Raw genomic sequence first — 13779 nt, 5'->3', positions numbered from 1 at the left:
GATTCAAACCGCTTTTTATGAAACCTTAAGCCTTTTCGTCACGGTCACCGCACAGGCTCCCGGTCCAATATGGCATGCCACGCTTAATGACAAAGGTGCCATATAGATATCATATTCCGGGAAAGTCTCTTCCAATTCCCGTTTCCATTCATTTGCATCTTCCTGATTTCCGGTATAGGCTGCATCAATATACAGATTTTCCGGGCCTTTACAATCGGAGAACTCTGTATCGATCACCTTCTGGATCGTTTGGATCATTGTCTTCTTCGCGCTCTTCCATCCTCTTGCCTTTGAAAAAGCATCCAGCTTTTCCCCTTTGATGCGAAGAACCGGTTTCAGATTGAGTACTGTACCAATTGCAGCGGCGGCCGGTGTAAGGCGTCCGCCTTTCTTCAGATATTTCAAAGTATCAAGTGTAATATAGATATCGGATTCTAATTTTATTTCTTCCAGAAGTGCTTTGATCTCTTCTGCATTTTTCCCTGCATCAGCAAGCGCTTTTGCTTCCATTACAGAACGACGCTGTGTAACGGAAATTCTCTGGTTGTTGACCACCTTTACTTTTCCGTCGTATTCTTCCGCCAGCATCATAGCTGTCTCGCAGGAACCGCTGAGTCCGCTTGACATTGGAATGTGTACGATTTCATCATATTCTTTGAGGATGTCATCCCAGAGCTTCATCACATCGCCCGGTGCAGGCTGAGAAGTCTTGATATCCGCGTCGCTTTCCATTTTCTGATAAAATTCTTCCTGAGTCAGCGTAATCTCCTCAAAAAAGAGTTCGTCATCAATATAGAAAGGCATCGGAAGCACAAATACTCCCATCTCTTTACCATCTGCCTGCGTGATACCACTGTTACTGTCAGTTACAATTGCTACCTTACTCATATTTGAATACCTCTCTAATTCTTAAAACTATGGATTGGTGCCGGAATTCTTCCTTGTCTGTTGATGAAAGCACTGCAGTCAAACTCATTCACCGGCATGATCGGCGCATACCCAAGAAGTCCGCCGAACTCTGCCACATCCCCTACATCCTTGCCAATGACCGGAATCAGACGTACTGCTGTGGTCTTCTGGTTCACCATACCAATTGCCATCTCATCGGCAATGATTCCGGATATCGTTGCCGATGATGTCTTCCCCGGAATCGCAATCATATCAAGTCCTACGGAGCAGACGCAAGTCATCGCCTCCAGTTTCTCCAGGCAGAGTGAGCCGGCATTTACCGCATCGATCATCCCCTGATCCTCACTGACCGGGATGAACGCACCGCTAAGGCCGCCGACATAGGATGACGCCATCACACCGCCTTTTTTCACCTGGTCATTCAGCATCGCAAGCGCTGCCGTCGTTCCCGGTGCCCCCACTCGCTCCAGACCGATCTCTTCCAGAATCTCAGCTACCGAATCACCTACAGCGGGCGTAGGGGCAAGTGATAGATCCACGATTCCGAACGGAATTCCCATCCGTTTGGATGCCTCTCCTGCAACAAGCTGTCCGACACGCGTCACTTTAAACGCCGTCTTCTTAATAGTCTCGCAAAGCACCTCAAATCCCTTGCCACGGCATTTTTCGATTGCCTTCTTGACAACACCCGGACCGCTGACCCCTACGTTGATGACCGCATCGCCTTCTGTCACACCGAGAAATGCTCCGGCCATAAACGGATTATCATCGGGTGCATTACAGAATACCACCAGTTTTGCACATCCCAGCGAGTCTTTTTCTTTGGTAGCCTCCGCCGTCGCCTTGACCATCTCTCCACAGAGACGGACAGCATCCATATCAATGCCTGTCTTCGTGGATCCGACATTTACGGAACTGCAGACACGTTCTGTGGAAGCAAGTGCCATCGGAATCGAACGGATCAGGTTCTCATCGCTTTTCGTCATTCCCTTTGACACCAGTGCCGAATAACCGCCGATAAAGTTCACGCCCACCGTCTTTGCAGCCTCATCCAGCGTTCTGGCGATGGTCACATAATCTTCCGGAGTCTTGCAGGCAGAGCCGCCCACAAGTGCGATCGGCGTAATGGAAATTCGTTTATTTACAATCGGAATTCCGAATTCCTTTTCAATTTTATTGCCTGTCTCAACCAGATCCTTTGCAATCGTCACAATCTTATTATAAATCTTTTCATTTAATTTTTCCAAATCAGAATCAATACAATCCAGAAGACTGATTCCAAGTGTGATCGTTCTCACATCCAGATTCTCCTGTTCAATCATCTGATTCGTCTCTGCCACCTCATAAAAATTAATCATCGTTCCCGTCCTCTCTTACAGTCTGTGCATTCTCTGGAAAATCTCTTCTCTCTGACAATGAATATCCACACCGATCTGAAGACCGAGGTCGCGAAGATCCACGGAAACAATATCCAGCTCCTTCTTTGAATTCTCAACATCTACAACTGCCATCATGTTAAAATAACCATCCACGATCGTCTGGGAAATATCAAGAATATTGATATTCGTATCTGCCAGATATGTGCAGACTTTTGCAATGATACCTACCGAATCTTTTCCTACCACTGTAATAATACATTTCTTCATAGTGTGCCTCCTGTGTCTTCTGTTCTAGTCTTATTAAACGGTTACTACTTCTGAAATACGATCTCTTCTTGCCACGGAAATCGGTATCTCCTCCCCTTTATAAGGATTATCTCCCAATGTCACTTCCAGTTTTACAGTCTCATATGCAAGTTCTGCATAATTATTCTCCTTGCTGAGGTGCCCCAGCAGCACATGCTGCAAGTTCTCATGTAGTATATCACAAAGCAGGCGTCCTGACAATTCATTTGATAAATGACCTTTGTCCCCCATGACTCTCTGTTTCAAATAGTAGGGATAGGGTCCTACCTCAAGCATATGGATATCGTGATTGGATTCCAACAGAACCGCATTCAGATTCTTCAGATTCTCCACCGTATATGCATCATATTTTCCAAGATCGGTCGCGACAGCCACTCTTTTCTCATCCTGCTCAAAGCGGTATCCGCTCGGTTCATTTGCATCATGCGAAATGGCAAATGCATGGATATCAATATCTCCCACCCGAAAATCCTCATCTACATGGATTTCCCGGTAAAGCCCGTCCGGCATTTTCCCCAGTCCTTTGTATTCGCGGATTCCTCGCAAGGTTCCGGGAGTGGCATAGATTGGAATCTGATACTTCCGGCTGAATACCCCCAGTCCCTGAATATGGTCGGCATGTTCATGGGTGATCAGAATTCCGTCCAATTCCTCACCTTTGATTTCCAGAGAACAAAGTCCCTCTTCAATCTTTTTTCTGCTGATTCCCGTATCCACTAGCAAATGTGTATCTTCACTTCCAACGTAAATGCAGTTTCCGCTGCTCCCGCTGGCAATGCTGCATAATCTCATCCGTTTATCTCCTGTCGTATCTATTTTTCATATTCGAAAGCGCGCGGTCGATCTGCACTTTCGTTTTCTCAAATTCTCTGCTGTTATCGATCGTAAGATCGCAAAAATCCCGGTAAGTCTCTTCGGTCACCTGGGATGACATCATGGATGCGGTCTTTTCATCCGAATAGCCTCTGTCTGTACGAAGCCTCTGAAAACGCACCTGCTTCTCCGCATAAATATACCAGATCTCATCCATCATTTCGCGGTATACCGGTTCTGTCATCAGTGCCGCCTCAAGGACAAAGATTCCGGTTCCCTTTTTCTCTTCTTCTGCAATCAACCGGTGGATCCTCTCATTGACCGCCGGATGCACGATCGCATTCAGTACACTAAGCTTTTCCGCATCGGAAAATACGATTGTTCCCAGTTTCTTTCGATCGATCGTACCGTCCGGATTGCAGATTCCCTCTCCAAAATATTCCCGTATTTTCCTCCAGCATTTTTCCTTCGGTCTCTGGAGTTCGTGAGCGATCAAGTCCGCCTGGCAGATTCTTGCGTGGTGTATTTCTTCCAGATACGCAAGAACCTGACTTTTTCCGGAACCCACTCCGCCGGTTATTCCTATCTTAATCATCCTAGTACCCCTTCCGATATCCCGGAGTTTGTCCATATCCTTTTCTGGTCCGCTATGTTTCTGTCCTCAATGAATCCTGTCCACAGCTTTTCCTTCCTATTTCGCCTCATACCAGCTCTGTCCGGTATGCATATCAATGTCAAGCGGGACATCCAGAGTAGCGGCATTTTCCATGCATTCCTTCAAAATCGCCTGCACTTCCTCCAATTCTTCTTTCCATGCTTCTACCAGAAGTTCATCGTGTACCTGAAGGACCAGCCGCGATTTCATCTTTCTCTTTGTCAGTTCCTTGTCTACCGCGATCATGGCGATTTTGATAATGTCAGCCGCGGTTCCCTGAATCGGAGAATTCATGGCCACACGTTCCCCGAACTGTCTTTGCATGAAGTTGCTGGAAGAAAGCTCCGGTACCGGGCGCCGTCTGCCGAAAAGCGTCACTACATATCCCTGCTCTTTTGCATGGGCGACCGTATCATCCAAAAATGTCTTAATTCCCGGGTAGGTTTCAAAATATCGTTCAATATATTCGGCTGCCTCTTTTCGCGTAATGCTCAGATCCTGGCTCAGTCCAAAAGAACTGATTCCGTACACGATTCCGAAATTGACCGCTTTTGCATTTCTTCTCTGCAGGTCCGTCACCTCATCAAAAGGCGTGTGAAATACCTGGGATGCAGTGATCCGATGGATATCCCTCGCCTCACGGTAAGCCTGGATCAGTTCCTTATCACCGGAACAGTGCGCCAGCACACGCAGTTCGATCTGTGAATAATCCGCATCAACAAACACATAACCATCTTCCGGGACAAAAACCTTGCGGATCAGCCTTCCAAGCTCCATTCGAACCGGTATATTCTGAAGGTTCGGTTCCGTACTGCTGATCCGTCCTGTCGCCGTGATGGTCTGATTAAATTTTCCATGGATTCTCTGATCCTCTTCCCTGATATAGACAGCCAGCCCATCCGCATAGGTGGATTTCAGCTTACTAAGCTGGCGGTATTCCAGGATTTTGGAAACCACAGGGTAATCCGGTGCCAGCTTATCCAGCACATCAGCCGCCGTGGAATAACCGGTCTTTGTCTTCTTACCGTTCGGAAGCCCCAGATGTTCAAAGAGAACAACGCCCAGCTGCTTCGGAGAATTGATATTAAATTCTTCCCCCGCAAGTTCATAGATCTCTTTCTCCAGCTCTGTGATCTTTCCGCCAAGCTGTTCTCCGTAGACACGAAGCGCTTCTCCTTCCACCTTTACCCCGTTCTGCTCCATTTTGAACAGCGTAAATACCAGCGGCATTTCGATTTCACGAAACAGCTTTTCCATATCCGTCTCGCGTAATTTTCCAAGCAGGACATCCGCTGCCGCAAACGCCGTGTACGCCTCATAACAAATCTTTTTCTCCTCATCTGCTTTCGGATCGATCATCAGTCCCAGATATTCCTGCGCCACATCTTCAAACGGATATTCACTCTTCAGCGGATTCAGCAGATAAGCAGCAATCGCCACATCGAAACATTTATCCACATCATCCGGATTTATTTTCACGTTTTTCAACAGTTTCTTCAGGTCAAATACCACAAACTGCCCTACCTGACCGGCCACAGCCTCGAGTCCGGCAAGAAGAAACTCCGAAGAGATCTCTCCCTCTGCCGGGATACAGTAGATCTCCTGATCGCCAAACGCAAGACCGATTCCGGCCTGTGCGGCAAATAACGGAAGTACATTTTTCGTCTGTTTATAGACCAGAGCTCCGACTCTTGCGGCCTGCTTTGCTCTTGCAAATACCGTCTCCGCCTCCCCGCGTGTATGAATGACCTGAAAAACACTCTCCAAAGCATTTTCGCTCTGCATCTCAAATCTTGACAAAAGATTCTTGAACTGCAGTCTCTGGAAATATGCATATGCCTCCTGGGTGTAGAGATTACCCAGTTTCGCCTCATCCAGATCATACGGGAAATCCGCTTCGACATTGATCGTCGCGAGCACCTTGCTCATTTTCGCCTGCTCCCAGTACTCCACAAGATTCTTTGCGGCGCGAGGCGGCTTCAGCTCTGATGCATGCTCGTACGCATGTTCAATCGAACCATAATCCGCAATGATCCTGGTCGCCGTTTTCTCTCCGATATTCGGAACCCCGGGAATATTGTCCGAAGCATCTCCCATGAGTGCCTTGACATCGATAAATTCCTGCGGTGTGACCAGATACCGTTCTTTCACATCCGCCGCATAATAATCTTCAATCTCGGTTCCTGCACGTTTTGTCTTGGGAACCCGGATTTCCACATGGTCAGTGGCAAGCTGAAGGAGATCCCGGTCACCGGAAAGAATCACGACTTCCATTCCCTTTGCTTCGCATCTTCTGGAAAGCGTTCCCAGAAGATCATCCGCCTCCAGTCCCGCCTGCTCAATGGTTCGAACGCCCATCGCATGAAGGACTTCCTTCATAAGCGGCACCTGCTCCCTTAATTCTTCCGCCATCGGTTTTCTCGTTCCTTTATATTCAGAGTACATCTCATGCCGGAACGTAGGCGCGTGGACATCGAATGCCACCGTCAGATACTCCGGCTTTTCCTCTTCCAGTATCTTAAACATAATGTTCAGAAATCCATAGACCGCATTGGTATGCAGTCCCTCCGCATTCGTCAAGTCCGGGAGACCATAAAACGCCCGGTTCAGAATACTGTGTCCATCAATCAGTACAATCTTACTCATGCCGTTATTCCTTTCTGCACCTTGTCATGCTGCCAGCGGGGATCCTGTACATCCAAAAGCCCCTTCTGGAATCAAAAAAATCTGCAGCTGCGAAGCCAATAGAACTTTACTCTACCGGTTTCGCAGCCACAGATTTTTATACTGCCGGCGGCGGGACTTGAACCCGCACGCGGTTGCCCGCAACAGATTTTGAGTCTGCCTCGTCTGCCATTCCGACACGCCGGCCTATCACGAACCGTAGATAATCATAACACAATCATCCGCGGTTCGCAAGTGTTTTTTTTAATTACTGACAATCTTTCTCTGCTTCTTCGGTATTCTTTTTGAGTGCATCATAAACAGGAAGCGAATCAAAGGTTGCGAAATAGTCCATCGGTGTCTCCGCACGCCGGATCAGCTGCGTACTTCCGTCCTCTTTCAGGAGAACTTCCGCGGAACGAAGACGTCCGTTATAATTATAACCCATAGAGAAACCATGCGCTCCTGTATCATGGATCACAAGCAGATCCCCCATATCAATCTTCGGCAGCATGCGATCGATCGCAAATTTATCATTATTCTCGCAAAGGGATCCGGTTACATCATACATATGATCACACGGTTCCTCTTCTTTTCCCATAACGGTGATATGATGATATGCACCGTACATAGCCGGACGCATCAGATTCGCTGCGCACGCATCTACGCCGATATACTCTTTATGAGTATGCTTCTCATGGATCGCTTTTGTAACAAGGCATCCGTACGGTGCAAGCATAAAGCGGCCAAGCTCCGTGTAGATTGCAACATCGCCCATTCCGGCCGGAACCAGCACTTCCTCATATACTTTCCGCACGCCTTCACCGATCACCTTGATATCATTCGGTTCCTGATCCGGTTTGTACGGAATTCCGATACCTCCGGACAGATTGATGAATTTAATATGCGCACCCGTTTCCTTCTGAAGCTTTACAGCAACTTCAAAAAGCACTTTCGCAAGAGTCGGGTAATACTCGTTCGTCACCGTATTGCTTGCAAGAAATGCATGGATGCCGAATTCCTTTGCCCCTTTTGCTTTCAGGATCTTGAAGGCTTCAAAGATCTGTTCGGTGGTCATGCCGTATTTCGCGTCGCCCGGGTTATCCATGATGCTGTTGGAAATCTTGAACAGTCCGCCCGGATTGTACCGGCAGCTGATCGTCTCCGGGATTTTTCCGATCGTCTGCTCCAGAAAATCAATATGTGTGATGTCATCCAGATTGATGATCGCACCCAGCTTTGCCGCAAGACGGAACTCTTCCGCCGGCGTATCGTTGGAAGAAAACATGATGTCCTCTCCTACAGAGCCTACGGACTCTGACATCAAAAGCTCCGTGTAAGATGAGCAGTCACATCCGCATCCATACTCTTTCAGAATGGAAAGAATATACGGATTCGGTGTCGCTTTCACCGCAAAATATTCCTTGTATCCTTTATTCCATGCAAACGCTTCCTTCAGTGCTTTCGCATTTTCACGAATTCCCTTCTCATCATAGAGATGAAACGGTGTCGGGTATTCCTTTACAATCTCTTCCAGTTGTCCTTTGGTCACGAATGGTCTTTTTTCCATGGTGTCCTCTCCTTCCTTGTCGTTCGATTATTTGATTGTATTTCTCTGAACTGTGATTTATTTCACATGTTCATGGGTAAACAGATGATCCTGACAATATTCATAATTGCCATTGCATTTGGAACAGTAACGGAATTCCAGGTTCGGATCATCCAGTTCTGTTCTTCCGCAGACTGCGCATTTATGCTTTGCTCCGCCTGCGTAGGTTGCAGTCGGTCTTGTCACCTCTTTCTGGAATTTATGCTTACGGATCACCTGTTTCGGACGATAACGCTGCATATTCCGATTCAACAGGAAGAAAATCAGGAAGTTAAGGAGCGATGCAACGATCGAAATCCTGGTAACGATTCCGCCTGCCACAAAATCCCATAAAATCAGTACTGCGTCCAGTATAGCCAGCCACTTCATCTTCACCGGAATGATTCCATAAAGATAAAGCTGCAGATCCGGCATGATCGCCGCACATGCAAAGAAAATAGACATATTGATATAATACGTACTGAAAATACCTCCGAAACCAACCATACCGCCTGTGATAACATACACGATAAATGCGCCGATAATGGTGAAAATGATTCCCGAGAAAATATACACATTATACCGGAACGACCCCCAGATCGTCTCCAGCGAGGTTCCCAGCGAATAGTACAGGAGCATCATAAAAATCACAAAGATCAGGCTGAAATTAGGTGGAATGATCACCCAGCTGATCAGGCGCCAGATCTGTCCCTGAAGGATCAGCCCCGGTTCCAGCGTAAAATAACTCAAAAGCTGCGGAGATAAGAACGAAAGCAGATATCCCACACCGTAACACACCAGCAGATAGACTGTCAGATTCTTCACCGCATATCTGCCGAATTTACGTTCCATTTTATCCATCCATTTTCTCATAAACTGACTCCATTTCTGTATTTTTTATACTCTTGTTATTGTATCCTTTGACTTTGTCTTTGTCAATTCTTCCGCTTAAGTTTACCGCCGTTTTAACAAATTCTACATCTTTTTTATGACATTTTCATATATTTTCTACATTCTTAATCGAACTTCCATTTGTATTTTCATCCATTCTGTCGTATAATGAAAAATGTTGCCGAAGCTAACGGCACACACTATTTAATAGGTAGTTATATTGACATATACGAGCCTTTTTAAGGCTCTATCAGTTAAGTAAGGAGTAGTATTTTATGAGTCAGAAAGAGTTACATACACTTGGAATTGACATCGGTTCTACAACGGTTAAAATTGCAGTACTTGGCGAGAACAATGAAGTGCTGTTTTCTGACTACGAACGCCATTTTGCCAATATCCAGGAGACACTGTCAGACCTTCTCGGCCGGGCGATCTATAAGCTTGGTTCGATCCGGGTATCCCCGATGATCACCGGTTCCGGCGGATTGACTCTGGCAAAGCATCTGGGTGTTCCGTTCGTACAGGAAGTCGTTGCCGTGTCTACCGCCCTTCAGGATTATGCTCCGCAGACGGATGTAGCCATCGAGCTTGGCGGCGAAGACGCGAAGATCATTTATTTTGAGAACGGAAATATCGAACAGCGTATGAATGGGATCTGCGCCGGAGGTACCGGTTCTTTTATTGATCAGATGGCCTCTCTTCTCCAGACCGATGCGTTGGGTCTGAATGAATATGCAAAGAATTACAAAGCACTCTATACGATTGCCGCACGCTGCGGTGTATTTGCAAAATCTGATATCCAGCCATTGATCAACGAAGGTGCCACCAAGGAAGACCTTGCCGCGTCCATCTTTCAGGCTGTTGTGAATCAGACGATCAGCGGTCTTGCCTGCGGAAAGCCGATTCGCGGCCATGTCGCATTTCTGGGCGGTCCTCTGCATTTTCTTCCGGAACTGCGTGAAGCATTTATCCGCACACTGAAGCTGGATGATGAACATGTGATCGCACCGACCTATTCTCATCTTTTTGCGGCGATCGGGTCTGCGCTTAATTCTCCAAAGGAAGTAGAGACTTCGCTGAACGAGATGCGGCAGAAACTTGCCTCAAAAATCCAGATGGAATTCGAAGTAGAACGTATGGAACCGCTTTTTTCCTCCGAGGCAGACTATCTGGAATTCCAGCAGCGCCATGCAAAGCATCAGGTTCCGGTGGGGGATCTTGCCAGCTACCGCGGCAATGCCTATCTCGGGATTGATGCAGGTTCTACGACCACCAAAGCAGCACTGGTCGGAGAAGACGGAACACTTCTGTATTCCTTTTATCATGGTAATGACGGAGATCCGCTCGGAACCACGATCACTGCCATCAAAGACATTTACAGCAAACTTCCGGAGGGCGTCTCCATCGTCCACTCCTGCTCAACCGGTTATGGGGAAGCACTGATCAAAGCGGCTCTTCTTCTTGACGAGGGTGAGGTAGAAACAGTGTCTCACTATTACGCTGCATCCTACTTTGAACCGGATGTAGACTGTATCCTCGACATCGGCGGTCAGGATATGAAATGCATCAAAATTAAAAATCAGACCGTAGACAGTGTTCAGCTCAACGAGGCATGCTCTTCCGGATGCGGTTCTTTCATCGAGACATTCGCAAAATCTCTGAATTACTCCGTGGAAGAATTTGCCCATGAAGCTTTATTTGCAAAACATCCGATCGATCTCGGAACGCGCTGTACCGTATTTATGAATTCCAAAGTTAAGCAGGCACAGAAAGAAGGCGCGGAAGTGGCCGACATTTCTGCAGGACTTGCTTACTCTGTAATCAAAAACGCTCTGTTCAAAGTAATCAAAGTATCCGATGCATCTGAACTTGGCAAACGGATCGTTGTTCAGGGCGGAACCTTCTATAACGACGCGGTACTTCGAAGCTTTGAGAAGATCGCAGGCTGTCAGGCAATTCGCCCTGACATCGCCGGAATCATGGGAGCCTTCGGTGCCGCTCTCATTGCTCGCGAACGGTACCAGTTCAAAGAATGTAAGAATACAACCATGCTTTCCATCGAAGACATCAACGCACTGGAATACAGTACGACCATGTCCAAATGTAAAGGCTGTACCAATAACTGTCGTCTGACCATCAATAAGTTCAGCGGTGGCAGACGTTTCATTTCCGGCAACCGCTGTGAACGAGGTCTCGGAAAAGAGAAGACCAACAACCATATTCCGAACCTGTTCGCCTATAAGAACGAACGATACTTCGGATATGAACCGCTCAGCGAACTGGAGGCTTACCGTGGCACGGTGGGAATCCCGCGTGTTCTCAACATGTATGAGAACTACCCGTTCTGGTTCACTTTCTTTACCAGACTGGGATACCGTGTGGTTCTCTCCTCTCCGTCCACACATCAGATTTACGAATTGGGTATCGAGTCCATTCCAAGTGAATCCGAGTGTTATCCGGCCAAGCTTGCACACGGACATGTACAGTGGCTGATCAACAAGAAAGTGGATTTTATCTTCTATCCTTGTATTCCATACGAGCGAAGCGAATTCGAAGATGCCGACAATCACTACAACTGCCCGATCGTTACATCCTACGCGGAAAATATCAAGAACAATATGGACCCGATCGTAAAAGGAGAGGTCGAGTTTCTGAATCCGTTTCTCGCACTTACGAGTGAAGAGACGGTTACGACAGGCCTTGTAAATAAGTTCGGATCTCTGAAAAAGATTCCGGAGTCTGAAATCCGGACTGCAGCGCATGCTGCCTGGGAAGAACTTGCAAGCTGCCGTGCGGATATCCGCAAAAAAGGGGAAGAGACTCTTGCATATATGGAAGAGACGGGAACCAGAGGCATTGTGCTCGCCGGTCGTCCTTATCACTACGACCCGGAAGTAAACCACGGAATACCGGAACTGATCAACGCATACGGTATTGCAGTCCTCACCGAGGACTCCATTTCCCATCTGAATCCCGTCGAGCGTCCGCTCAACGTTATGGACCAGTGGATGTACCATTCCCGCCTTTACGCAGCCGCAAACTATGTGAAGACCCGCGATGACCTGGATCTCATCCAGCTCAATTCCTTTGGATGCGGTCTGGATGCAGTTACTACAGACGAGGTTGCCGACATTCTGACCGGTTCCGACAAAATTTATACTTCTCTTAAGATCGATGAGGTCAACAACCTGGGAGCTGCCCGTATCCGAATCCGTTCTCTGATCGCCGCAATCCGCGTACGTGAACAGAAACAAATGAAACGAGAGATTCGCCCTGCATCGATTGAGAAAGTACAGTTTACAAAGGAAATGAAGGAAAACTACACCATCCTTTGCCCGCAGATGTCACCGATCCACTTCAATCTCATTGAGCCGGCTTTCCGTAAAGCGGGCTATAAGATCGAAGTACTGAAGAACGATAATAAAAACGCCGTAAATACCGGTCTCAAATATGTAAATAACGATGCCTGCTATCCGTCTCTCATCGTAGTAGGACAAATTATGGACGCCATCCTGTCCGGCAAATACGATACGGACAAGCTTGCCGTGATCATCAGCCAGACCGGCGGCGGCTGCCGTGCATCCAACTATATCGGTTTCATCCGCCGTGCACTGAAAAAGGCCGGCTATGCACACATTCCGGTGATTTCGATCAACCTGAGCGGACTGGAGAGCAATCCAGGCTTTAAGATCACCCCGTCTCTTGTGATCAAAGGTGTTTACGGGGCGATAATCGGCGATGTGTTTATGCGCTGCCTCTACCGGGTACGTCCATATGAAGCTGTTCCGGGCTCTGCAAATGCATTACATAAGAAATGGGAGGAAGAGGCCATCCGATTCATAACCAAGGATCATCAGAGCCGAAGAGAATTCAAACGTCTCTGCCGCGCAATCGTACATGACTTCGATACTCTTCCAATCAAAGACGTAAAGAAAGCGCGCGTAGGTGTAGTCGGAGAAATCCTTGTGAAATTCCTTCCTGCCGCCAACAACCATCTGGTGGATCTGTTGGAACAGGAAGGCGCCGAAGCTGTCGTGCCGGATCTTGTGGATTTCCTGCTCTACTGCTTCTACAATACCAATTTCAAGGCAGAACATCTGGGCATGAAGAAATCATCTGCCAGACTTGGAAATCTTGGTATCCGTGCTCTGGAATGGTTCCGCAAACCGGCAGTGGATGCTCTGAAAGCAAGTGAACGTTTTGACGCTCCATCCCATATTGAAGAGCTTGCTGAAATGGCAAGTGAGATCGTTTCTCTCGGAAACCAGACCGGTGAAGGTTGGTTCCTGACCGGTGAAATGCTGGAGCTTATCAAGAGCGGTGCATCCAACATTGTCTGTACGCAGCCATTTGCCTGCCTGCCGAACCACGTAGTTGGAAAAGGAGTCATCAAAGAACTCAGACGCCGTCATCCGGAATCCAATATTGTAGCGATCGACTACGACCCGGGTGCCAGCGAAGTAAACCAGCTGAACCGTATCAAATTGATGCTTTCAACGGCTTACAAGAAAATGAACGAAACAGCATAAATAATAAGCGCAGATCCGAAATCTCAGACCTGCGCTTTTTTATAT

Annotated in this window: 9 protein-coding genes and 1 tRNA gene; 1 reads left to right on the top strand and 9 read right to left on the bottom strand. The window is 47.5% G+C overall.

What is annotated here, in order from left to right; all coding sequences use genetic code 11:
* Positions 1–15: 15 nt before the first annotated feature.
* The 9 genes from ACTNB3_RS06760 to ACTNB3_RS06720 all read right to left on the bottom strand — a co-directional run bounded on the left by ACTNB3_RS06760 (position 16) and on the right by ACTNB3_RS06720 (position 9187).
* A complete protein-coding gene (locus ACTNB3_RS06760; RefSeq protein WP_441024861.1) occupies positions 16–888 on the bottom strand; it encodes a DegV family protein in 873 nt (290 codons plus the stop codon).
* A gap of 14 nt (positions 889–902) precedes the next feature.
* On the bottom strand, positions 903–2267 hold the full coding sequence (locus tag ACTNB3_RS06755; RefSeq protein WP_427807037.1) for a PFL family protein: 1365 nt from the start codon (positions 2265–2267) through the stop codon (positions 903–905).
* Between the two features lie 15 nt (positions 2268–2282).
* The gene (locus ACTNB3_RS06750) at positions 2283–2555 is read right to left on the bottom strand and encodes an ACT domain-containing protein (protein ID WP_427807038.1); all 273 of its coding nucleotides are present in this window, start codon (positions 2553–2555) and stop codon (positions 2283–2285) included.
* Positions 2556–2588: 33 nt separating this feature from the next.
* Positions 2589–3386, bottom strand: a complete 798-nt coding sequence (locus tag ACTNB3_RS06745) for an MBL fold metallo-hydrolase (protein ID WP_427807039.1) — start codon at positions 3384–3386, stop codon at positions 2589–2591.
* Positions 3387–3390: 4 nt separating this feature from the next.
* On the bottom strand, positions 3391–4002 hold the full coding sequence (gene coaE / locus ACTNB3_RS06740; protein WP_441024860.1) for a dephospho-CoA kinase: 612 nt from the start codon (positions 4000–4002) through the stop codon (positions 3391–3393).
* Between the two features lie 96 nt (positions 4003–4098).
* Complete coding sequence (polA, locus tag ACTNB3_RS06735; protein WP_441024858.1) at positions 4099–6708, bottom strand: DNA polymerase I; 2610 nt, start codon at positions 6706–6708, stop codon at positions 4099–4101.
* Between the two features lie 142 nt (positions 6709–6850).
* Positions 6851–6933, bottom strand: a tRNA-Leu gene (locus tag ACTNB3_RS06730).
* Positions 6934–6994: 61 nt separating this feature from the next.
* On the bottom strand, positions 6995–8296 hold the full coding sequence (locus tag ACTNB3_RS06725) for a diaminopimelate decarboxylase (protein ID WP_427807043.1): 1302 nt from the start codon (positions 8294–8296) through the stop codon (positions 6995–6997).
* A gap of 57 nt (positions 8297–8353) precedes the next feature.
* Complete coding sequence (locus ACTNB3_RS06720; RefSeq protein WP_427807044.1) at positions 8354–9187, bottom strand: hypothetical protein; 834 nt, start codon at positions 9185–9187, stop codon at positions 8354–8356.
* A gap of 293 nt (positions 9188–9480) precedes the next feature.
* On the opposite strand from ACTNB3_RS06720, the gene ACTNB3_RS06715 reads away from it, so the two are divergent.
* Positions 9481–13734: an acyl-CoA dehydratase activase-related protein gene (locus ACTNB3_RS06715; protein WP_441024857.1), complete on the top strand. Its 4254-nt coding sequence runs from the start codon at positions 9481–9483 to the stop codon at positions 13732–13734.
* Positions 13735–13779 lie beyond the last annotated feature (45 nt).

It is taken from the genome of Bariatricus sp. HCP28S3_D3, assembly GCF_052065755.1.
Lineage (GTDB): Bacteria > Bacillota > Clostridia > Lachnospirales > Lachnospiraceae > Allocoprococcus.
The sequence above is the reverse complement of the archived record's forward strand: the minus strand, read 5'-3'. Positions and strand labels throughout refer to the sequence as shown.